The organism is Lentimicrobiaceae bacterium, assembly GCA_020636745.1.
Taxonomy (GTDB): Bacteria; Bacteroidota; Bacteroidia; order Bacteroidales; family Lentimicrobiaceae; genus Lentimicrobium.
Map to the genome: position 1 here is coordinate 362,734 of JACJXH010000002.1, position 24,919 is coordinate 387,652.

At 41.6% G+C, this 24,919-nt stretch carries 14 protein-coding genes; 3 read left to right on the top strand and 11 right to left on the bottom strand.

Annotated elements, in window-relative coordinates:
• Positions 1-3: 3 nt before the first annotated feature.
• The 3 genes from H6541_04250 to H6541_04260 form a co-directional block, all read right to left on the bottom strand.
• Positions 4-978 carry a polyprenyl synthetase family protein gene (locus H6541_04250; protein MCB9014984.1) on the bottom strand — a complete coding sequence of 325 codons (975 nt, stop codon included), beginning with the start codon at positions 976-978 and terminating at the stop codon, positions 4-6.
• Between the two features lie 27 nt (positions 979-1,005).
• Complete coding sequence (gene rfbA / locus H6541_04255) at positions 1,006-1,869, bottom strand: glucose-1-phosphate thymidylyltransferase RfbA (GenBank protein ID MCB9014985.1); 864 nt, start codon at positions 1,867-1,869, stop codon at positions 1,006-1,008.
• Positions 1,870-1,956: 87 nt separating this feature from the next.
• Positions 1,957-4,338: an MMPL family transporter gene (locus tag H6541_04260; protein ID MCB9014986.1), complete on the bottom strand. Its 2,382-nt coding sequence runs from the start codon at positions 4,336-4,338 to the stop codon at positions 1,957-1,959.
• A gap of 408 nt (positions 4,339-4,746) precedes the next feature.
• Between H6541_04260 and H6541_04265 the strand changes: the two genes are divergently transcribed.
• A complete protein-coding gene (locus tag H6541_04265) occupies positions 4,747-5,691 on the top strand; it encodes a hypothetical protein (GenBank protein ID MCB9014987.1) in 945 nt (314 codons plus the stop codon).
• Positions 5,692-5,788: 97 nt separating this feature from the next.
• Here H6541_04265 and H6541_04270 read toward each other — a convergent pair whose 3' ends face one another.
• The 3 genes from H6541_04270 to H6541_04280 form a co-directional block, all read right to left on the bottom strand.
• The gene (locus tag H6541_04270; GenBank protein MCB9014988.1) at positions 5,789-7,006 is read right to left on the bottom strand and encodes a 6-phosphofructokinase; all 1,218 of its coding nucleotides are present in this window, start codon (positions 7,004-7,006) and stop codon (positions 5,789-5,791) included.
• Between the two features lie 548 nt (positions 7,007-7,554).
• Positions 7,555-8,850: an MFS transporter gene (locus H6541_04275; GenBank protein MCB9014989.1), complete on the bottom strand. Its 1,296-nt coding sequence runs from the start codon at positions 8,848-8,850 to the stop codon at positions 7,555-7,557.
• Positions 8,851-9,036: 186 nt separating this feature from the next.
• Complete coding sequence (locus H6541_04280) at positions 9,037-10,302, bottom strand: aspartate kinase (protein MCB9014990.1); 1,266 nt, start codon at positions 10,300-10,302, stop codon at positions 9,037-9,039.
• Positions 10,303-10,482: 180 nt separating this feature from the next.
• On the opposite strand from H6541_04280, the gene fbp reads away from it, so the two are divergent.
• Entirely contained in the window at positions 10,483-11,484 is a 1,002-nt protein-coding gene (fbp, locus tag H6541_04285; GenBank protein ID MCB9014991.1) for a class 1 fructose-bisphosphatase, read from the top strand.
• Between the two features lie 120 nt (positions 11,485-11,604).
• A complete protein-coding gene (gene mfd, locus H6541_04290; GenBank protein MCB9014992.1) occupies positions 11,605-14,991 on the top strand; it encodes a transcription-repair coupling factor in 3,387 nt (1,128 codons plus the stop codon).
• Positions 14,992-15,093: 102 nt separating this feature from the next.
• Here the strand turns inward: mfd and H6541_04295 are convergent, their stop codons facing one another.
• From H6541_04295 to H6541_04315, 5 genes are all read right to left on the bottom strand, one after another.
• A complete protein-coding gene (locus H6541_04295) occupies positions 15,094-17,385 on the bottom strand; it encodes a glycoside hydrolase family 92 protein (GenBank protein MCB9014993.1) in 2,292 nt (763 codons plus the stop codon).
• Positions 17,386-17,489: 104 nt separating this feature from the next.
• On the bottom strand, positions 17,490-19,697 hold the full coding sequence (locus tag H6541_04300; GenBank protein ID MCB9014994.1) for a glycoside hydrolase family 92 protein: 2,208 nt from the start codon (positions 19,695-19,697) through the stop codon (positions 17,490-17,492).
• Positions 19,698-20,053: 356 nt separating this feature from the next.
• Positions 20,054-22,381, bottom strand: coding sequence for a glucosamine-6-phosphate isomerase (locus tag H6541_04305; protein ID MCB9014995.1), 2,328 nt, complete (start codon positions 22,379-22,381; stop codon positions 20,054-20,056).
• A gap of 137 nt (positions 22,382-22,518) precedes the next feature.
• On the bottom strand, positions 22,519-23,646 hold the full coding sequence (locus H6541_04310; GenBank protein MCB9014996.1) for a family 10 glycosylhydrolase: 1,128 nt from the start codon (positions 23,644-23,646) through the stop codon (positions 22,519-22,521).
• A 101-nt stretch (positions 23,647-23,747) separates the two neighbouring features.
• Positions 23,748-24,836 carry a carbohydrate-binding family 9-like protein gene (locus H6541_04315; GenBank protein ID MCB9014997.1) on the bottom strand — a complete coding sequence of 363 codons (1,089 nt, stop codon included), beginning with the start codon at positions 24,834-24,836 and terminating at the stop codon, positions 23,748-23,750.
• Between the last annotated feature and the right edge of the window lie 83 nt (positions 24,837-24,919).

The window sequence follows — 24,919 nt, forward strand, 5'->3', positions numbered from 1 at the left end:
GCTTTAAAACTTACGTTTCAGTATATCGTTTGTCAGCTTTAAGAGCGGCTGTTTTGCTGTTTCGTCAAGTTTAATCCTTGTAAGACAGTCCATTGCACTTTTATAATATCGGGCGATAACCTGTTCGGTGTGTTTTTGTACATCTGCCTTTGCAAAAAGTTCAAGAACCTGTTTAATTTTTAGTTCATCATTTTCGTTGCGTTGGCAATAAAGTGCTTTAAGTTTCTCTGCTTCAATGGTTGATGAAGTTTCAAGGGCTTTCAGATAGAGGAATGTTTTTTTATTGGCTACAATGTCGCCACCGGTTTTCTTGCCAAAAATCGCTTCATCACCAAAGGCGTCAAGCAAATCATCCTGGAGCTGAAAAGCGATACCCAGGTTTTCACCAAACTTGTAAATATTTTCGGCATCTGTATCGTCGGCGCCGGCTACCATCGCACCTATTTTAAGACTGGCAGCAAGCAAAACTGCGGTTTTTAGCCTGATCATATTGATGTAACCATCAATATTTACATTGTCAGCTTCTTCAAAATCTATATCATATTGCTGACCTTCACAAACTTCGATGGCGGTTTTCGTAAAAACTTTCATCAGGTTTGAAAGCAGGGCAGCATCAGTAGTCGCCAGTTGTCCGTAAGCAATTGCAAACATGGTGTCGCCCGAAAGGATGGCGGTATTGGTGTTCCACTTTTTGTAAACAGTGTCGCGTCCGCGGCGCAAAGGAGCCTGATCAATGATGTCGTCATGAAGCAGGGTAAAGTTGTGAAAAATTTCTATTGCCGATGCCGCAGGAACTGCTTTATCGGGATCGCCGCCAAACATTTGAGTTGAAATAAGCGTGAGCAGAGGACGCAAACGTTTACCACCCTGACTCAGGGTGTAGCTAATGGGTTGATACAAGCCATCAGGTTCACTATAAATGGGCAATTTTTCAAGTGCCCGGGCTATTTTTTGTTGCAGTTGTTCAATTGAAAGCATCTTAACCGTAAAAATTCCTGAATAAATTTAGTGTTCGGCAATACGCATCAGGTAGTCGCCATAACCGCTTTTGAGCAGGGGTTGAGCCAATGCCTGAAGTTGTGTTTTGTCAATGAATCCCATTCTGTAAGCAACTTCTTCGATACATCCAATCTTAAGGCCCTGGCGTGTTTCAATTACTTCAACAAATTGCGAAGCCTGTGTAAGCGATGAAAAAGTACCGGTGTCAAGCCAGGCTGTACCGCGGCTCATCACCTTTACTTTAAGAAGTCCTTTCTCCAGATAGTAACGATTGACATCGGTAATTTCGTATTCACCTCTGGCACTGGGTTTTATGTTTCTGGCAACTTCTACTACCGAATTGTCATAATAATACAAACCCGGAACTGCGTAATTTGATTTGGGCTTCAGGGGTTTTTCTTCAATAGATATGGCTGTGCCTTTATTATCAAATTCAACCACGCCATAACGTTCAGGATCTGAAACATGATAGGCAAAAACAATTCCGCCTTCAGGTTCATGACATTCCGTTAACAGGTTTTGCAAGCCTGAGCTATAAAAAATATTATCGCCCAGTATCAATGCTGCATCATCGTCGCCAATAAAAGGAGCGCCTATTACAAATGCCTGAGCCAGCCCGTTGGGGACATGCTGCACAGCATAACTGAATTTACAGCCCAGCGATTGGCCATCGCCAAGTAATTTCTCAAAATGGGGCAGATCATGAGGTGTTGAAATAATCAGTATTTCATGTATGCCCGACATCATTAGCACTGACAGCGGATAATAAATCATCGGTTTATCGTAAACCGGCATCAGTTGTTTGCTCACTGCAAGCGTAAGCGGATGTAAGCGTGTACCTGAACCTCCGGCAAGAATGATTCCTTTCATAGTGCTTCTGTTTTAAGAATTAATTTAAAACTCTGTTTTCAGTTGATTTTACTGATTTAATGAAAGAATAACTGAATTGTAACCTGATTAAATCTCATTATCACCATTATTTATCTCAGCATCCTCACCGTCATAAATTTCAATAATAGGCTCAGAAGCAAATGCTTTGGTTACCACGTATTTGTCGAGTACCAGCAATAGTGAAGGCAATACCATAATGTTGAAAAAGATGGCAATAAGCAATGTGCTGGAAACCAGCATCCCCAGAGCTTGTGTGCCTCCGAATCCGGAAACCATAAATACACTGAATCCAAGTATGAGCACAATAGACGTATAAATCATGCTGAAACCGGCTTCGCGTAAGGCATTGATGGTTGATTGCTTGATGTCGTTGCCGGTCATTTTGAGCTCGTGCCGATACCGCGAGAGGTACTGAATGGCATTATCAACCGAGATACCCAGCGCAATGCTGAACACAATAATGGTTGAAGGTTTTACGGGAACTCCGGTAAATCCCATAATGGCAGCGGTTACAATCAAAGGTACAATATTGGGCAGCATCGAAACCACAATCATTCTAGCACTTGAAAACATGAGCGCCATAAGCAGGGAAATAAAACCAATGGCAATCAACACACTTTCAAACAGGTGTTTAATCAGAAATTCAGTACCGCGGGTGTACACTACACTGTTTCCGGTTATGTTTACATCGTAGGCATCGGCAGGAAAGATCTCGGCCACTTTGGGTCTGATACTGTCGAGCAGATGATTCATTTGTTTGGTGCCGATGTCAGCCATTTGAAAACTAACTCTGGTAAACTGCTGGGTACTGTCGATAAATGAATTTAACACCCCCTTTTGACCCGGTGTTGTGCGGGGGAAATAGGAGAATACAAAATTCTTCTCCTGCGAGTTGGGAAGTTCATACATTTCAGGATTGCCGTTAAAATAGGCCTGTTTGGCAAACTTGGCCAGTTCAGCCACCGACAATGGTTTCGAAAATTCCTTATATCTCAATACTTCGGTCTGCAGCTCGTCTATTTTTTCAATGGTGCTCAGGCGCATCACCCCTTTTTTCTTTTTGGTGTCGATAGATATCTCAAAAGGCATTACACCGCCGAACTGCTTTTCAAAAAATTTAAGATCCTTGTAAATGATATTGTTTTTGCTCACATCGTCAACTACCTTACCTGAAGTTTGCATCATCATCATTCCAATAACCCCGACTACAAGTGATGCCCCGGCAATGGTGAAAACTGTTTTGCGGCGGTATTGAATGAAAAAGATAATTTTATCGAGCACTTTACTGAATATTCTATTTTCGAGATGGCGAAGCTGTTTTTCAGTAGGTGGCTTCATATAGCTGAAGAATATCGGAAGCAACAGAATGCACAACACATATTCAAGCATGATACTGATGGAAGCTATGATGCCAAATTCGCGCAATAACTGGTTGGAAACCAGTATAAAAGCCGCAAAACCTGCTGCAGTTGCAGTATTTACCATCAGTGATGCAAATCCAATGCGCTGAACTACCCGCGATAAAGCTTTTATTTTATTTCCGTGTAAACGGTATTCCCAATGGTATTTGTTCAGAATATATATGCAGTTTTCGATGGCTATAATGACTATCAGCGAAGGGATTACACCGGTTAGGATGGTAATTTTAAACCCGAAAATTCCAATAAGACCCAGGGTGAAAATGATGCTTATAGCCACAACTACCAGCGAACTGATTACGACTTTGTATGAGCGGAAAAATAAAAATAAAATGAGGGCTGCTATGCAGATGGAAAGAAAGACGAATAAAAAAAGCTCGCTTTTAATTTTACGGGTCATAACCGAACGGATAAACGGCAGCCCTGAATAGTGCAACTCATGACCTGTTTGTGCTGTATAAGCTTCGGCACGTTTTACAATATTGTCAGTAACTTCAAGGCGGCTTTTGTCGTTAAGTTTATCTTTGTTTAAAGTAACGGCCAGCAAATAAGCGTTGGTTTTAGAGTTGTAAAGCAATCCTTCATAAAAACGCAGGCTATGAATTTGCGCTTTCATCGAATCGGCCTGTGCCTGGGTGGTTAACCGCTCAGACATAACCGGCAAAAATTCAAATTTTCTTAGGCTGTCATTCTTCACAATATTGGCAGCCCTGGCAATTGACATTACACCGGCAACGCCCTCAATCTGCGACATGTCAGTAGTCAGGTCGTACCAGGCATTGAGTTCGTCCAGTTTAAACATGTCAGGGTTTTCAATCCCAATGACCAATACACTTCCATCTTCGCCAAAACGATGTCTGAAATCCTCATAATCCAACACAGCTGTGTCGTTGGCGGGCAGCATTCTCATATTGTCATAGGAGAGTTTTACATCTAACCCCTGCCATGCCATAAAAATGGTGATTAGTCCGATGACAACTAAAATACCAGGCCTGTTTCGGAGAATAAGCCTGACCAGTAAATTCCACATAATTAAGCTGATGTTAATCCATTAATTGATCCGGCGAAGGTACGATATTTAGCTCGCAAACAGATGATCAAGTCTAATAAATGTTATCATAACCCGTCAAAATCAGCGTAATATTTACCGGAAAACTCGCATTTGATAGAAATTTGAAAGAGAGAGGGAAACGAAGGCAGATTTACTTAATTTGATTTTGTTATGGCAACTGTTTGGCAACAAATTTTGCTGTGCCTGAATGATTTATGCCATTTTTTTTGGGATAGATCGGCAAGGCCTGTTTATAACCCGGGAAGGATATTGAAATTAACCGGATTGGATTTCTGAACGGCAATTCTGTAAAAAGCGATGTTTGGCTAATGGTCTGAAAGGAAAGTAAAAAATGAACCTTACCTTTGTGCCGGTAAAATGATTGATATGAAATTTAAAGTACTTTTTATAGATACGGCACATCCTTTTCTGGAAGAAGAACTTACCCGATTAGGTTTCGACTGCACTGGTTTTGCAGGTAACGATCGCAACGAAATCCTGGCTCAGTTGCATCTATATGATGGCATCGTTATACGAAGTAAAATTAAGCTCGATCAATCAGCTCTTGAAAAGGCCGTACGTCTGAAATTTATTGCGCGAGTAGGAGCCGGAATGGAGAATATTGACCAGGCTTATGCTGAATCAAAAGGCATAGCTTGCCTCAATGCGCCGGAGGGCAACCGCGATGCCGTGGGTGAACATGCTACAGGCATGTTGCTGGCCATGCTCAACCATTTATGCAGGGTAAATATCGAAGTGCGCAAAGGAATATGGATACGTGAAGGTAACCGCGGCACTGAGATTCACGGCAAAACAGTGGCTATTATCGGATATGGTCATATGGGCAGCGCATTTGCACAAAGACTAACTGGCTTCGGGGCAAAGGTTATAGCTTACGATAAGTATAAGTCAGGGTTCAGCAGCCCGTTGGTAAAGGAAGTTCAGATGGAAGAAGTTTTTGCTGAAGCCGATATCATAAGCCTGCATGTGCCGCTTACTTCAGAAACCCGTTTGATGATTAATCAGGATTATTTGAACAGGTTTATTAAGCCAATTTATTTGATCAATACGGCTCGTGGCCAATGTGTTGATACAGCTGCACTGATGGATGCAATTGAAACAGGCAGAGTAAAGGGTGCGGCACTGGATGTGCTTGAATTTGAAAAACTGTCATTTGAAAATCTTGATGCAGCATCGCTCCCCGAAGCATTCAGAAGGTTAATTGAATCGGAAAAAGTACTTCTTTCGCCGCACATTGCAGGTTGGACTCACGAATCAAATTACAAACTGGCCAGTGTGCTGGTACAGAAAATTGCTGAAATCATGCTTTAGGCATGCACCAACAGCGATATTTTGATAAAAAAGGCCGCTGATTACACGTATCAGATGTAAGCAGCGGGCCGTTTTTTACGATGCGAAAAAGTATCCCTTACCAGTTTAAGATCTTTCTGAAATCATAATTTTCAGGATCGGCAATGTACTTGCGGGCTTCTTCATAGTCGGCAGGTTCAATATATTGCAGACTATCATTAAATACCATTTTCGACTTCTGTCCTTCCATATTTACCAGGCGAGGTTTTACCTTGCCATTTTCATCTTCTACATCTTTCAGGTAAAGCGGGCTGATATCGCCGTTGGGACCACTCACCACCATGCAGCTGGTAAGGCCCTGATCGAACAAAACTTTTACTCCAATACCCATCAATGAGCAATAGAGCATATCAAAAGCAATAGGTTGCACACAGCGAAGTTCATATCCCAGTTCAACCGGGCGGCTTTTTATGTTCAGTTTCAGCTCTTTCAGCTTTTGCTGGAGCAGCAGGTTGAAAATATGAGCTTTACTCACATTGCCCAGCTCCGGATGTCCATGATCGTCGTATGTAAAGGTTATTTTGGTTGATTTTATCTCTTCATCGGTCATGAAATGGAAAACGCCTTCACTGATAATGGCTACGCCATAGCCGATGCCCAGAACTTTCCGTTTTATCATGGATGAGATAATGAGCCTTAAAATACGGTCAAAAGTAATTTCCACTTTATTAAACATCTCAGGGATGATAATCATTGGATAATGACATGATGCGCCTATGCCAAATGCAAGGTGGCCTGCCTCACGTCCCATGGCTGAAACCACAAACCAGTTACCACTGGTGCGGGCGTCTTCATAAACCGTGGTGGCCAGTCTTACCCCTTCCTGTTTGGCACTTTGGTACCCAAAAGTAGGAATCCCATCGGGCAATGGCAGGTCATTGTCTATAGTTTTGGGAACGTGAATGTTCTGAATTTTAATATTGTTGTTTTCCAGAAATTTTGAAATGCGGTTGGCTGTTGAGGCAGTATCGTCACCACCTATCGTTACCAGTAATTTTACATCATTCTTGACAAAGAAATCTGTATTAAAGTCCTGGTCTTTAGGTTTATGACGACTCATGATGAGGGCAGAGCCTCCCAGATTATGGATATGGTCGGCCAAAGCAAAGTCAATTTCTATCATTCTCGGCTTATCTGAAAAAAGAGTTTTATAACCTTCGTGCAGACCGATGATTTTGTATCCATCTTTAATAAAGACTTTGGCAACAGAGGAGATTACTGAGTTAATGCCGGGAGCGGGACCGCCGCCTGCAAGAATCGCAATTGAACCTTTCATAATATTGTTCTTTGGTGTGTTGTTTCAGGTTTTCAGCCTGAGTTTCAGGTGAAGCGCAAATGTAAAAAGTTTTGTTTAAAGATGGAATGGAAGTGCCCGGTACTTTCATCATTTGCTGAGTTTGCCACAGTAAACCATCGGATTTATCGTGCACATTTGCGATAGGTCATGATCTCGTTCTCAGCTAACAGGCATTAGGATTATTCCTGCTACCCCTGCGCTGTGTCATTCATTAATCATGGAAATGTAGTTTTGCTTGCAGGCATATATTTCATCCTGACTTAAAAATATTTCATGAGTTGCACTTTTTTGGCAGTTGGTTTTTGGCCAGGCATGATGATTTAAAGGATTATTGTACAGGTTAGCTGACTGATATTGTTTCGGTCAGCAGACTGAGCGGCTTTTTCATTCACTAAAAATCAAACTGCTGTTTTAATGCTACATCATATAGGAGCATTCATGATGGAATGAATCTTCCCGATTGCACAGAGAAAAGGCTGCCTGGCGTCTTATTTGCGCTTAACAGGTTTGGTCAGAAAGATAAAGGATTAAGAAGTTTTAGGTTTTAAAAAACGGTTAAAAAGCAACAAACCAATAATGGTTGCAACGCCTATCATGCTGAAAATGAACCATAACAATCCGGGTTTGTGCATATTGTCAACAAAGTGTACATACATGGTGGCTCCCAGGATACCTCCAACACCGCTGCCTATCACCCCGTAAAGGAAAGAGTAACCCAAATACAGGGCTTTTTTATCGGGAGGGGCAATCAGTCCGATGTAAGAAATAAATTTGGGATGAGCGGTCATTTCACCGATGGAGAAAACGATGAGCCCACCTATAAATACCCAGGCATAAGTGGAAATGGCAAGAATTCCCATGCCCAGTGTACCCATGGCTATACCCACAATCATTGTGGGCAGGGCAGGTGTTTTCTTTACAACAGAAGAAACGATCAGTTGCAGGGCGATAATGGCGCCGGCATTGATAACGGTAACATGTTCTGCATCAAATTCCCATGAAGGGTTTTCTGTAAACAAGGCAAGAAAGCGATTAACGAAATTGTTAACGGGTGTCATATCCATATACTCTTTCAGATACCAGAGCACAGTGTCAAACATCTGAAAATACAAAATCCAGAAACCGCTGTAAATCACAATCATCAGCACAAAGCGATAATCTTTAAGTACCAGTAGAATGCCTTTTAAAACCTCCGAAAGCGGCTTGGTGCTTGCCGGGCGGGGCGGTTCTTTATAAACAAAAAGATTAAGTAATAACATTGAGCCGGTTCCAACAGCCGCCATGATAAAAATGTAATTCCAGCCAATTCCTTTTAAATAAGGGACCAGAATGAGTGGAAAAATAAAAGCTCCCAAATTGATGGCCCAGTAAAAAATGCCAAACCCCAGTGTTGAGTTGCTTTCATCAGTGACGCGGGCAATGGTCCCTGAAATGACAGGTTTAAAAAAACCGGCGCCAACGGCCATCAAAATAAGACTTAAGAAAATAAGACTATAGGATGAAGATAAACTGGTGAGAAAATAACCGGTACTCATGACTGTAAAAGCCATCATGAGCGTGCGGCGATAACCAAAGCGGTCGGCCAGTGCTCCTGAGAGAATAGGCAGCAGATATAAAAGTGGTGTAATTGTACTTTTGATAATACCAACGCCCTCTTTTGAAAAACCGAGCCCGCCTTCATTGGTTGACAGTACCAGATAGATAGAAAGTACTGACATGACACCGTAGTAAGAGCCGCGTTCAAAAAATTCCATCACAATTACGGTCCAGAAATTGCGTGGGAATGACTTGTAACCTGTTTTAGCCGAAGCGGTTTTGCTCATAGTTTTTAAGTAATGGGAAAGGCAAAAATATAAAATTAGAAGGATTTGCGATCTTTTTATCTTATCCCGTTATACTTTTGATGAAAATGTCCTGTGTTATTACAGTCCGGTTGTTTTATCTAAAATGAGGATTCTTGCCACAGGTTAATGAAGCAATGCATTTTAGGATTGATTAACCGGTATCGTTTATTTAGCTGATTCAACCACCATTTGAATGGTAAGCCGGCTTCTTTGCTCAAGCAGTATTTTACGTTTGTTTACTACTTTATCAATGGTTTTCTTGTTGTAGTATCTGATGGTAATCAGTTCGAGGTTTTGGTTGTATTTAACCCGGAACTCGCCTCCCAGTGCTGTAAACAGCCTTTTAAGCTTGGTAGGATGATCGTCAATACACATTGAGAAACTGATGGCGGAATTTTGCATTAAATTTATACGGATACCCATATGTGCCATTAATCCAAAAATGGTGTGCAGGCTTTCTTCGGCAATAAATGAGAAATCGTTGGGCGAAATGGAAACAAGCACCTGATTGGGCTTTACAATAAAGGAAGGAACAGGGGTGATTGCTTCTGAAAAGTTATGAATGAGTGTGCCAGGCTCTTCGGGTTGATTAAACGATTTTACATACAGTGGAATTGACTTATTTTGTAATGGTTGTATGGTTTTGGGATGAATAACCGAAGCCCCGAAATAAGCAAGCTCAATTGCATCCCGGTAAGAAATCTGATCGAGTTTTACAGTGTCGGTAAAAAAGCGGGGATCGGCATTTAACACGCCGGGCACGTCTTTCCAGATAATCATTTCATTGGCGTCGAGTGCATAAGCGAAAATGGCCGCACTAAAATCGGAGCCTTCGCGGCCCAGCGTTACCGGATGACTTCCCAGACTGCTTCCGATAAACCCCTGCGTAATAGTAATATGCCCGGGATATTTCATGTCATCAAGGGCAAAAGCGTTAAGAATTCTACGTTTTGTTTCGTCCCAGTTAACTCGTCCGTTGCGATAGGATTCGTCGGTAATCACCAGTTCCCTTGCATCGAGTAAACGGTTGGTGAGGCCTTCCTGGTTTAGATAAGCACTAATAATGGCTGTAGATAAACATTCGCCCCACGGAACCATAAGGTCATAGGCGGCATCGTATAACTCAGGCGGCGCCGCTTGTAATTGCCGGCGAATTTCTTTGAATTTGTCACCTATCAAACGGGCTCCATTACTGATTAGTGCTCCGGCAATCTCTGCATGATACGATTCTATCTGGGCCAACAGTTCCAAAACACGTATGTCCTGGTGATACCACGCATCTGTCACTTTTTCAAACGCATTGGTGGTTTTACCCATTGCTGAAATTACCACGCACAAAGATTCGTTATTGTATCGCTTTAATATCTCCTTTACATTCCTGACAGCTTCAGCGTCTTTTACGGAAGCCCCGCCAAATTTGAAAATTTTCATGGTAAAACTGTTTGGTAGTACAAAATTAATACATTTGTTACAGTTTCAAGGTTATAAAGTTGCAAGGTTTATAAGTTGTTGTGCTATTGAATTAAAGCAATATGTTTGGTATAGAAAAAGCCTGTGCGGGCTTGTTTTTACCCATTATGTTACTTGATTAACTGAATAAATATTTAACAGATGAAAACTTTAGTTGAATTTATCAGCGAAAAGCAGGCTGATTTCACATATGCTACCGGCGAATTTACCCGTTTGCTCAATGATATTGGTATTGCAGCAAAGATTGTAAACCGCGAAATTAATAAAGCCGGGCTGGCCGATATCAATGGCTACTTCGGCAAGCAGAATGTGCAGGGTGAAGATCAAAAAAAACTGGACGTGTTTGCCAACAATCATTTTATTGAAGCAATGAGGCATGGAGGTATGGTTTGTGCCATTGCATCAGAGGAAAATGAAGGATTGTTTGTTTATGAAAATGCATTTTCGCAAAAAGGCAAATATGTAGTAGCCATGGATCCGCTTGATGGTTCTTCCAATATAGAAGTGAATGTGCCTATCGGGACCATTTTTTCTATTTACAGGCGTTTAAGCCCAACTGGCCCGGGCACCATTGCCGATCTGTTGCAGCCCGGAAACAAGCAGATTGCTGCCGGATACATTATTTACGGCTCATCAACCATGTTGGTATATACTACCGGGCATGGTGTAAATGGGTTTACCCTTGATCCTTCAGTAGGGCTGTTTTTTCTCTCGCATCCCGAAATGAAAATTCCTGAAGACGGTGCAATTTACTCCATCAATGAAGCCAATTATTTGCATTTTCATGAAGGTGTTAAAAAGTACATCAAATATTGCCAGGAAGATGATCCATCTACCAACCGACCATACTCAACCAGATATATAGGTTCGTTAGTGGCTGATTTTCATCGAAATATGATAAGAGGTGGCATTTATATCTACCCCGGAACATTGAAAAATCCTTACGGAAAGCTCAGACTGCTGTATGAATGCAATCCCATTGCATTTTTAGCTGAACAGGCTGGTGGTATAGCTTCCGATGGATTTAACCGAATACTTGATATCCAGCCCAAGGAACTGCACGAAAGGGTACCCTTTTTCGTAGGCTCAAAAAATATGGTGGCCAAAGCCGAGGAGCTGATGCGTCTTTATTCAAAAAAGTAAAGTTAATAACTAAGTATTTTCAACAGAGGCCGCGTCATATCGTGGCCTTTCTGTTTCTATATTGCCATAAAGATTAACTTTGCACCAAATTCTAAACAGCAGGCAGTGAAAGCTTCGCAAATGATTGATTATTACCGCAACGGTGAGGCTGTTGCGGGTATTGGTGCTTTGTGCAATTCAAAAGAAAAGTTCAGGCTAAGGCTTAAAGGTATGGCCGGCTCTGCTACTGCTGTGCTTGCAGCAGCGGTTTTTGAGCCTTCAGGGCCTTTACACCTGATCGTGCTTCCCGAGAAGGAAGAGGCTGCTTACCTGTTCAACGACCTCGAAAATTTACTTGGCGAGCAGGAAACCCCGTTTCACAAAAAGCGGGTTTTGTTTTTTCCTACTACCTATCGCCGCCCATACGAAATTGAAAAAACCGACAATACCAATGTTCTTTCGCGCACTGAAGTGATGAAAAGACTGGGTACCCGCGACGGGGGAACCATTGTGGTTACTTATCCCGAGGCGCTTGCCGAGAAGGTTGTCAGCAAAGCTTTTCTTAAAAAAAATACGCTGCATCTGGGCCTTGGTGAAAGCCTTTCAATCGACTTTGTGATTGATTTGCTGATGGAATACAATTTTGAGCGGGTTGACTTTGTTATCGAGCCCGGTCAGTTTTCTATCCGCGGTGGAATTGTTGATGTGTTTTCATTCACCAACGACCGGCCTTACAGAATAGAATTTTTTGGCGATGATGTAGAATCCATCCGTACTTTCGATCCTTCGAACCAGCTTTCAATTGATAAGCTTGACCACATTACCATTACCCCGAATGTGCAGGACCGGGCTCTGTATGAAAAACGCGACTCTTTTCTGACCTATATCAGCCGGAATGCAGTTGTTTGGATACGCGATTTTGCTTTGGCAATTGATAAAATTGCTAAGGAATTCGAAAAAGCCGAAAAAGCATTTTCTGAACTTTCGGCTGATGTCAAACATTTGGAGCCCAATGCTTTGTTTAGTACTGCCGATGGCTTTAAGTCTGACATTCTGGCTCATAGTCTCATTGAGTTTGGTTCACATTTTTTGATAAAAGACGGGCAAACGCTTGAGTTTAATATGCAGCCTCAGCCCTCGTTCAATAAAAATTTTGATTTGTTGTTGCAAAATCTTGACGACAACACAAAATCTGGAATCACCAATTTTATCCTCTCCGATAATCCGAAACAAACTGAGCGTATTCAAACCATCTTCAGCGATTTAAAAGCCAACAGGGGGCTCACCGAAAAAGATTTGAACTTCGATTTGATCAGCTTGTCGTTACACGAAGGGTTTGTTGATAAAGAGCATAAACTGGCCTGCTATACCGATCATCAGATATTTGAACGATATCATAAATACCGTATCCGCGATGGCTTTGCAGGCAAAGAAGCCATTACACTCAAGGAGATTTATGACCTTCAGCCCGGCGATTATGTGACCCATATTGACCATGGAATCGGCCGTTTTGACGGGCTTGAAAAAATTGAAAACAATGGCCGGCAGCAAGAAGCCATTCGCCTGATATATCAGAATAATGATATTCTTTACCTCAGCATCCACTCTTTGCACCGTATTTCAAAATATGTTGGTAAGGACGGAACTGCTCCGGGTTTAAACAAACTGGGCTCAAACGCATGGAATAAGCTTAAAACCAAGACCAAACAAAGGGTTAAAGATATTGCCAAGGATTTAATTAAGCTTTATGCTGAACGTAAAGCTGCCGAAGGCTTTGCGTTTAATCCTGATACCTATTTGCAGCATGAACTGGAGGCTTCTTTCATTTATGAAGACACCCCCGATCAGGTAAAATCAACGGCGGATGTTAAGCGTGATCTCGAAAAATCTTACCCGATGGATAGGCTGGTGTGTGGTGATGTGGGCTTTGGTAAGACCGAAATCGCTGTTCGTGCAGCATTTAAGGCTGTGGCCGACAGCAAACAGGTGGCTGTACTTGTGCCAACCACTATTCTGGCTTTGCAACATTATAAGACTTTCTCGGAAAGGCTTAAAGAATTTCCCTGCACAGTAGATTATATCAACCGGTTTAAAAGTGCGAAGGAGCAAACCCGCACGCTTAAGGATTTGGCCGATGGTAAAATCGATATTCTGATTGGCACACACCGGATTGTGAGCAAAGATGTTCAGTTTAAAGACCTTGGGCTCATGATTATTGACGAAGAGCAGAAGTTTGGGGTGGCAACCAAAGAAAAGCTGAAAAAGCTCAAGGTAAATGTGGATACGCTTACGCTTACAGCCACGCCTATTCCGCGTACACTGCAGTTTTCATTGATGGGAGCCCGCGATTTAAGTGTTATCAACACGCCTCCACCCAATCGCTACCCGGTACAAACTGAATTGCATGTTTTCAGCGAGGAGATTATCCGTGATGCCATTCATTTTGAGTTGTCGCGCGGTGGCCAGGTATTTTTGGTTCATAACCGGGTGAACAACATCTTAGAAGTGGCCGGAATTATTCAGCGACTTGTGCCTGATTGTCGTGTGGCCATTGGGCATGGTCAGATGGATGGTTCTAAACTTGAAAAAGTAATGCTTGACTTTGTGGAAGGTTTATATGATGTGCTTGTGGCCACTACAATTATTGAATCAGGACTGGACATCCCGAATGTGAATACCATTATTATCAATGAAGCCCAAAACTACGGACTCAGCGATTTGCACCAGTTGCGCGGCAGGGTGGGACGTACCAATAAAAAAGCCTTTTGTTATTTGCTGGCTCCGCCTTTGTCGGTGCTTACCGATGAAGCCCGCAAAAGACTCAAAGCTATTGAAGAGTTTTCGGAATTAGGAAGTGGTTTTAATATTGCCATGCGCGATTTGGATATCCGCGGAGCCGGTAATATACTTGGTGCTGAGCAAAGTGGTTTTATTTCGGAAATTGGATTCGAAATGTATCAGCGCATTCTTGACGAGGCCGTGATGGAACTCAAGGAGTCAGAATTTAAGGGGCTTTACGAAGAGGTTACGCCTGTTGAAAAAGAGTATGTGAAAGAATGCCTGATTGAAACCGATTTGGAAGTAATGATGCCCGATCATTATGTTACCAACATTACCGAAAGGTTGAGCTTATATAAGGAGCTCGACAATATCAACAGCGAGGAAGAGTTGTTGAGTTTTCAGAACAAACTGATCGATCGCTTTGGTCCGGTGCCGCAGCAAACGCAGGATTTAATCAACACCATTCGTCTGCGGAGACTTGCCAGGAGACTTGGATTTGAAAAGATAAGTTTGCGCAATGGATTGATGACAGCTACCTTTATCACCAACAGGGATTCGGCTTACTACCAGAGTCATATTTTTTCGGCAGTGCTGCAGTTTATTCAGATTTACCACAAAAATTGCCGGATGAAAGAAGTAAATGATAAGCTCAGTCTGACTTTTCGGGATATTGATTCCGTTTCTAAAGCCAATCAGGCCCTGGTGCCACTTGAAGAACTGGTTGATGCCGGCAGGCAGGAATCCTGATCTATACTGTAGTTTCAAGAAAAAGAAATGTTATCTGATGTCAGATAATTATAAAGTATTGAACAGGAAACTGAATTGTGCCAGTTGTCTTTTCCAGGCCATTTATCGGTTATTCAATATTTCATTGGTCATGGAATAGGGAAAATCTGTTTGAAGTATTCCTTTTTGTTTGTTGGGCGTCTGCCCCATTTGCAGTTCAAGGTTTCCTCCATTGATGATATCTGAGTGGTTCAGATAGTTTTTGGTATACGCTTTATTGTTCAGTTTTGCATCTATCACATAAAGGTTAAGATTGCTGTTGTTTGGAGCCGAAATAACAAAAGTCTTGTCTTTCCCGGTTTGAAGTGTAATTTTTTTAAACAAGGGCGAACCCAGTACATATTGATTGGTCCCTGGTGCTACAGGATACATGCCCATGGCTGAAAAAACATACCATGCTGAGGTCTGGCCATTGTCCTCGTCGCCACATAGTCCATCAGGCAAGGGAGTGTAGAGCTTGTTCATGATATTTCTGACATGAAACTGTGTTTTCCATGGCTCACCTGCATAATTGTATAAATAGGGCATGTGCTGTATGGGTTGGTTGCCATGAGCATATTGTCCCATATTCATGATAAGCATTTCAGTAATTTCGTGTATCTGAAACCCATAATATGAATAATCAAAAGTTGGCGGAGCAATAAAGACAGAATCCAGTTTATTGATAAAGGACTGTGGGCCCCCCATGAGATCGATTAATCCCTGAATATCGTGGAAAACGCACCAGGTCCAGTGCCATGAGCACCCTTCGGTAAACGCATCTCCCCATTTATCGGGCCTGAAAGGCGACTGAAAGCTGCCATCAGCATTACGGCCCCGCACAAAATTTACCGATTTATCAAAAACATTCTTGTAATTCATGGCTCGTTTTGCAAATAAATCAATTTCAGCCTGCGGTTTTTTCAGCGCTTTTGCCAGTTTCCAGATGTTATAGTCAGCAAAGGCGTATTCAAGTGTGCGGGCTGTGTTTTCATTGATACCCACATCGTAAGGGATGTATCCCAGTGTGTTATAATAATCAACGCCATATCTCCCAACTGATGATAATGGTCCTGCATTGTTGCTGTTTTTAAGAATGGCTTCGTAAAGTATGTTTATATCTTTATTCTGAATACCCTTTAGATATGAATCTGCAATATTAACAGCTGAATTGGAGCCAATCATGCAATCGCGGTGACCGGGGCTGGCCCATTCGGGCAGCCATCCGCTTTCGCGGTAGGTATTTGCTAGTCCTTCCATTATCTGGCTGTTGAGCTCAGGATACATCAGTGTAAAGAAAGGGAAAACAGCCCTGAAAGTATCCCAGAAGCCATTGTCGGTAAACATGTACCCTTTTTCTACCTTCCCATTATAAGGGCTGTAATGCACCACCTCACCATTTTTATTGTATTCGTAAAACTTTCTGGGAAAAAGCAATGTTCGGTACAGGGCAGTGTAAAAGGTTGAAAACTGTGCATCGCTACCTCCTTCAACAGTAATTTTACATAGTTGCTGGTTCCATTCCGATTTGGCTTTTTCGCATGCCTGATCGAAAGTCAGATGGCCGGTTTCGCGCTGAAGATTAAGCTCGGCCTGTTCTAAACTGATAAATGAAGAGGCTATTTTCAGATGGATTTGTTCATTGGCTTGTGTTGTAAATCGAATAACGGCGCCTGAATGTTGGCTTAAGGCTTCCGCAGAATCGGCCAGCATCAGGCTGTCTTTTACCGAGAAAATCTGTTCAAAATCCTTATCAACATATATCACAAAGTAGTTTTTGAAATTATCAGGTACGCCTCCTGAGTTATTGCAGGCATAGCCAGTTATTTTTCGTTCTTTGGGGTGGATTTTTATGTATGAATTTTTGAAGAACCCGTCAACAATCAGATTTGCCTGGTTTGTTTGGGGGTAAGTTATTCTAAAAATGGCCGCCCTTTCGGTTGGGGTTATTTCAACGGTCGTATTGTAATCGGCCAGATAGACCCGGTAATAATAAGGCTTAGCTATTTCTGCTTTGTGCGAAAACCACGATTCACGTTTGTTTTCATCAAAAACCGGCTTTCCGGTTGTGGCAAAAATTGAAAATGCGCCATAGTCATTTATCCAGGGTGAAGGTTGATGGGTTTGTTTAAATCCTCTTATTTTGGAGGAAGCGTATTGGTAGCACCAACCATCACCCATGCGGTTGGTCTGAGGGGTCCAGAAGTTCATACCCCAGGGCAAAGCTATAGCAGGATAAGTATTGCCGTTTGACAGCTCGTAGCGCGAATCAGTGCCAACCAGTGGATTCACATATTGAGCAAAGTCCTGAACCGTTTGACTACTCAGCATCAAACAGTTTAAGGATAATAACAGTACAGAAATGATATTTTTCATTTGATTTACGGTAATTTGTTCTTAATAAACAGGCTGATAGATTTGAATTTTTGCTGTTATCGGGTCAAGTCAGGTGAATGACAAAAATGGGTTAAGTGTCAAAATCAATCATTGATAATCTCAAGTATGCCGCCGTTTACGATGGCCTGATGTTGAATAAAAAATGAATGGAGTGCCTTCCCGTTAAAAATTACTTTTTTTATTGGTTTATGACTTCCTTCAGATTGTTTTAAACGGATTTCAAATGATTTTCCCCGATAGTATTTTTCGTCAGGATGAATTGTAATTTTATTGAATACCGGTTTGACAATGGCAAAGTTCATATCGCCCGGGCATACCGGATAAAGTCCCATCATACTGAAAGCCAGCCATGTGCTCATGGTTCCGCAGTCATCGTTACCAGGTAATCCATCGGGACTGTTTTTAAACCAGGTTGTTATCAAATGACTTACTTCACGCTGCGCTTTCCATTCTTCACCTTTAATATAGTTGAAAAGGTAAGGATAATGTATGTCTGGCTCGTTGGTCATGTCAAACAAGCTATCGGTAAAAACGGTTTGCAAGGTTTTGGAGAACTTCTGATTTCCACCCATTAGCCTGATAAGGCCTTGAATATCATGCTGTACGCAGAAGGCGTAATTCCAGGCAGTCCCTTCATGAAAGCCGGGCACTGGTTCGAAGTTTTTTCCTTGTAAAGGGTTAAAAGGCTCGAGGAATGAGCCATCTGCCAGCTTTGGCCGGATCATTTTGTATTGTTTATGGTCAAAATAATTTACATATTGTCGCGATTGGGTGTTGAAACGCCGGTAATCATCTGTTTTGCCCAACGCTTTTGCCAATTGAGCTAGATTCCAGTCAGCCATATAATATTCAAGGGCCACAGATACTGAATTGTCAAATTGCTCAAGCAGAGGCACATACCCGTGGTTGAGGTAAAAATCGTTTGAATTTCTGATCTTGTTATCTTTTTCAGGCGTAGTAGCTGATTTAATCATGGCATTATAAGCTTCGTCAACATCAAAATCAGTTAGCCCACGTAAATAGGTGTCGGCAATCACCGGAAATGCGGGGTCGCCGTTCATGGTAAATGTTTCCCGGCTGTTTAGCTCCCATTTGGGTAACCAGCCACTTTCCCGGTACATGCTAACCATTGAATTTACCAGGTCTGTTTGTATTTCGGGGTAAACCAGGCTCATAAAAGGATGATAATTCCGATACGTATCCCAAAGTGAAAATACTGTGTAGCGGTTTCCTTTACGAATGGTGCCAATGCCGGAAGATTCCATTAAGGGATATTCACCATTAACATCATTCAAAATGTTTGGATGCAAATTCATGTGGTAGAGTGCCGTATAAAAGAGTGTTTTTTCGTCCCGGGTTCCTCCTTCCACTGTAATTTTTGAGAGTGTATTTTCCCATGCAATTTCAGCGTTATTTCTAACTTTATTGAAGTCAAAATCAGGTTGTTCGGTGTTCAGGTTCAGGCGTGCATTTTCAATGCTTACATAAGAAATCCCTATCTGTATCAAAATGGCTTCATCATTTTTTACTTCAAATGAGAACCATGCGCCTATACTGTCACCGGCCATTGGTTCAGTATAGTTTTTGTAGTATTTAAAGCTGTTGTTGTATGCCGACCAGTCTTTTTCAGCTTTCAAGTCCGGCATTTTTTTCCATACGCCCGATTCAATGGCAGGTTTGTTCACTCTTGCAACAAAAAATACAGGACGTTCAGAATTTCCCTGATAGCAAAAGTTTCCGGTCATTCGCCATCCTTCAACTTCGTGGTTATTCAGGACTCTTATATATGCGCCTGATTCATTGGTGAGGCCATTGCCCAGGTCAATCAGGATGTTTGCTTTACCTGCAGGGTAAGTAAAACGGCTGATAGCTGAACGTTTTGTAGCTGAAACTTCAGTCAGAATATTGTATTTATTGAGAACGCAACTGTAGTAACCGGGAGAGGCTTTCTGTTGGCTCATTTCCGAACCGTATTCTTTTATGTTAGCCTTTATGTTGCCTGTAGTGGGCATTAACAGAATAACACCGAGGTCAGGGCATCCGACACCGCTCAGGTTTACGTGGCTGTATCCTGTAAAAAAGTTGTTTTCGTATGTATAAGGGGTTGACCACCATCTGGCGTCCTTGTCGAAAGTGTTGTTTTCAGAACCGGTAACATTAAAAGGTGATACAGATACCATTCCCTGAGGAACCACAGCTCCGGGATGAGTAGCTCCAAAATTGGATGTGCCGATAAATGGATTAACAAAACCGGTAAGTTGCTGGGCTTGTACATTTGCTGAAAACAGCATGGAGAAACACAAACCAATCCATGTGCAGTATAATTTTGGGTGAAAATATCTATTCATCGTCGTGCCTTATTAAAGCATTTGTAATCCAATCTGGCAACCGTTAAAACCGTAAAATAGTGTTAACAAAAGAGGTAAAAGAAAAGCTGGATTGAAACGATCTTTCCCATCAATCTCTAATTAATTGTTCTATGTTTTTTTAGTTGTCCGGTAAAAAAAAGAGTTAGTCAGTTTAAGAATCACAATCCAACTCATTTATTTTAACGTTGCCATAACATAAGACTACCGGTAAATTGAACAATAAAGCAAATCAAAGGAGTCTCGCTGGTGTGGGTTAATCATTGTGCAGGGCTGTATCCTTAAACAGTGGCTCCTTCTGATAATTTTTTAAGGTCTTCAGCTATTTGCATAAATTCATTTACATCCATCTCCTTTATAAAGAGAAGTCCATGTGTTGCCCTTAACAACGCTTTTTCGTTTTCATAAAAGAAGTTTTTTCCAAGTAGTAATTGGATTGTCTTAAGTTGTTTAACCCATGTTTTTCTGGTTAGATCACTAAAAGGGCCGTCGTATTCAAAGCTTGGAAATGAGGCATTTACCTGGCTTAAATAGCTTTCAGAAAAAGATTTATCAAGCACAGCCATCGCATTAAGTGACACAGGAACAATGATATCAGCCTCGGCCGGATGGAATTTGTACCAAACATTCCGGTACCCAAGAATGCGCAATTGGCTCAGATCTGTTTCGCGGCTCCATTCATTCACGGCTCCGGCTATAGCCTGAAGTACTTTGTAATGTGTATCGGGTCCACTTCCTTCCGGATCAAGTGCCAGACTAATGATGTGAGGTTTAATTTGCCTGAGCTGCTCAAGAATCGGGATCATATCCCTGTTCTTTTCAGGGTTTTCAGTAAAAATTTCGCCCTTGTAAAAGCCCAGCCTGAGGTGATGAACATTTCTAACCTGAACACCATAGTATGCCCACACAAGCTCTTCTTCAAATTCGCGCAGCATCCCTTTCAGCTTCTGTATTTCGGGTGAGTTAACGCTGCCATCATAACTGCTGTTCAGATTTTTAATTACATCTCTTAATACCTTCTTTAACTCAAAACGATCAGCTGACCTCCAGATGACAACAGCGGCCCTGACTAAACGGTGACACAAGCCTCTGCGTTTTTCATATGCATTGTCCTGTGCAACATTGTCAAGAAAATGGTAGACATCTTTATCCCATTTAAAAGAATACCCTTTTCTGAAAAAATCGGAATAATACAACATTTGAATTTCTTCTTTTTCGATTAATTCGAGGGTGTCTTCAACAGCTTTAATTAAAAATTGATTGGTAACAGCCGTAAAACCCGATGTCATGATTGAGAAGTGAATAGAGTTTGAAGCGTTACGTAGTTGACGGTTTGTATATGGCATAATACCCAGCATGATATCATCATGATGGGGGCCTGTATGATAAATCACCTGATTTTCATCTTTTTGCATCCCTCTGTCAATTTTGGCCTTTATTGATTCAATGACCGAATGCACCGTTTGTTCGTTCAAATCGGGGATGAGCGAGCACCAGGGGTCGTCCTGTAAATCCTGCAATGTAAGATGGTGCCCGTATTTGTTCAGTTTCTGACAAAGGTCAATAACTGCTCTTTCAGTTTTAATATGTGTCCAGGTGCCGTTGGTATAATAATTTTGGATAGAATCATTCAGCCTGCTGGCTGCACCGTTGGTTAAATAGAATCGGGCATGGTCAAGCTTTTGCAATACAGTCGCCGGATATACAGCGTTTATTTCATTTTCAAGAGAAGCTTTAACAATATCAGCCTTTGCCTCGCCGGCAGCAAAAATAATAGCAACAGCATCAGGATTATAGGTAATTGTGCCAAGCCCTATGGTGATTACGAGTCTGTTGCGCGATATTTCAATCCCACCTAAATCGCCTGCTGCAACAGCCTGAGTTTCAAAATTTGTTTGGGTTAAACGAGTAGTAGAAAAAATATCGGAGCCACGGGTATTGAATGCTATATGACCATCAGGGCCAATGCCACCGAGAAAGAAACCAATTCCGCCTTTTGATCTTATCTTTTGTTCATATTCCGAGCACCAGTTATCTATACAAAATATGGATGATTTTATGATTTCCTCTTCTGGCGTTTTGGCTTCACGATACCTCAATGAAAGATCTATCTGGTAGTTTGGAAAAACCTCAGTAAAATGCTTGCCCTGCCATAATTCAATTTCTTCTGAATTGATCAATAAGGCTCTGTTGGGGTCTAATCCAAAGCCTTTGATGTAATAATTCATTACATAATGGTAGAATGAATTATGTTGTTTGGGAGATATAGGGTAAAATTCATCAATCTGAACGAACTGCAGGCCATTGAGTGCGGGCTTACGCAAACCGGCCAGGCCATATCTTTCGAGCAAATGAATTGTATCTGGTTGATGCCAGTTTTCAAGTAAATAATGGGTGTATTTGATAAAATACTCCGGTGTTTTTCCTGTAGGCAGGCTTATCACACCTTCTGGATTTTGCGAAACCCATTCAAGAAATCGCATAGAGGTAAGCAAACCCAGCTTCGGAAAGTTGTCGGTTATCAGGTATGGTAATTTTGTTGAATAAAAACGGTTTCCATGCTCGTTCTGAAATGCATGCTCCACATTTGAAGCTTCAAAAATATTCATTTGAAAATTCTGTTGTAATAAAACATCTGGTTTATTATTGTACGCCATGCTGAATGATACATATTTGAAACAGGGCCGAGCAATTTGGTTTTAAAGTTTGATGATGCTTGATAATACCGGGCCCAAGTCTCAGATTTTTAGTCTGACTTTTTCCCAATTTTCTCCCAGTAAGCAGTTGTAATATCATTGTATGAAAACAGTGAATATCCTGAGGCTCCTGATTTGCGGGCAATTTCAATAGCATTGGACATTTGCTCGGGAGTTAATCCGGGTAAGTATAATCCGGCATACAAAGGAATATGTTTATTCATAGCATCTATCTCTTTTGTAATCTGAGCCCCAATCCATTGAATATCCATGTTGTAAAAATTTTGATAAAGCATAGGAAAGAATGCATCAAGATTCCAGCGGCTCCATTGTTGTCTTACACTCTCCCAGTTGGGAAATACGGCTGCAGAGGCTATTTTTCCTCCGTTCTTAATTTCAGGAACAAGCAGCTCATTCACCAGTTCTGTGATAGAATCATATCTGAATTGGCGCCATTGCTTGTCTGATGTCGGATCTGCCATATCTTTCAGTGGGTCAATACCGGTTTTTTCACTGAATTTCTTACGACAGGTTTCGCAATAACAATAGTCGTATTGTGGATATTCTTTATCCTGAACAATGTTATATTTTGGCTGCAGGCCTTCTGCAAGAATTACATCCGGAAACCTGATGTAATCCAGATGTATCCCGTCAAGGCCTTCTATTGCACTGAGTTCCCTGACGTTTTGTGTTAAAAAATCCCTAACTCCTTGCTGATTGGGGCACATAAAACGATAATAATCAACATATGCCGGATGACTGAAAGAGGGTTGCCCTAATCTGTTAACGGCAAACCATTCAGGATGCTTCTCTCTGGTTTCTTCATGATTGTTGGGCATTGTCCACATCCAGGCATGTACTTCTATCCCTGTTTCTTTTCCAGCCTGGATCAGTGTTTTTAAAACATCGGCCTTAACAGGTAAGTTGTTTGATGCATACATGGTTGAATGACTGCTGTAGACCTGGGCCATTATACCATGCACTCCATAGGATTTCATCATTTCAAACCTTTGCCTCCAGGTGTCAAGCGGTGTATTGGTTTCAGGGACGAGCCAAATCCATTTTTTGTATTCCGAAGCGATGGTGTTTGCTGCAGATAAAGGAAAACCCATGAATTGGGCCGCTGCTATTCCCAAACCAATTTTGCCAAGTGTGGATACAAATGTCCTTCTTTCCATATGCAAAGTATTTTTTGTCAGTTATTTTTAATTCTCAGAACCAAATCCGGTTGTTAAACATTCCATTGGATGCAAAGAGCGTATGGTTCCTTTAGCGCCGGTTACTTGTCTTCGCACCATATCCTGCTGTCCTCAGTTATACTCCACCAGTGTTGGGCATTTGCTTCCTTTGCTGAAATCTTAAATCTGTTGTTGATAGCTTCTGTTTTTATATCAAATCCATGAATCAGCCCGAGATTAACTTCAAGGTTTTCAATGGAGTTACTATAACTTTTATTTTTTTTAAAAAATTGTTGCTGAGCATTAAAAAGTTCACGAAGAATTACCTGTGTTTTGAAATCATTATCAGGAACAAACTGCTCAACCCCTTTACCGGCTTCAATTTCAGAAAACTGAAGGTAGCCCCAGTATTCCGGTTTATGCATATTGATTGCCCATTGTGGCGACCAAACCCAGTTATGTTCAGGATAAGGTTTATCATTTGCCGGGTCGTTTGCTTTTTTATATTTCCCGTCTGCCTTATCAAGCTTCCACTGAACTCTTGAAAAATTAATTCTCCATTTGTCTTGTGGCCCGGGTTTGCTTTTGCTTTGGTTGCATTCGCGCAAAACTTCCCATGGAATTGCCATTTCCAGTGTCCAGCAGGTATCAGTATCGGCCGGATTGTTGATTGTTCCATTCAGGTGAATTCCGCTTTTTAAACCTGCAATGTCCCATGAATTGATGGGAACACCCATTACAGAATAAGGTTTTGTAAGCATCAGATCCCAAACAGTTCCGAAGGCATTCATCTCAAGTTCATAGTAATTGTGGGTGTCTCCGTCAGGATCGATGAACACTTCAAAATCATTGTCATAGTAAATGACCGACTCGCGTTCAGTTAAAGTAGCCCATATGTTGGGCTCTTCCAGGCGGGCACCTATGTATAAATAATGCTGATCCCAAACCATTTTTACATTCGTTTGATAGTAGGGCAGGGGCTTTTCATCACCTTCAATATCCACAAAAGGAGCTGACCATGGAACATTTTCCCACGATTTTTCATCTAATAAGCCATCGGTAACGATTGATTCTGTTGTGTAGTAGCAGATATAATGTTGAGGTGGATGGCTGAGCAGTATTTCCTGGCTTTGGCTTTTAAACACTGACAGAGCAAAAAGTAAAAGAAAGACTAAGGATGGATGTCTCACAGATAGAGCGTATTGTAGAATAATTATTCGAGAATTTCAGACTTATTTTCGCCGGAAATAATTATCACAAAAATAATAAAAAT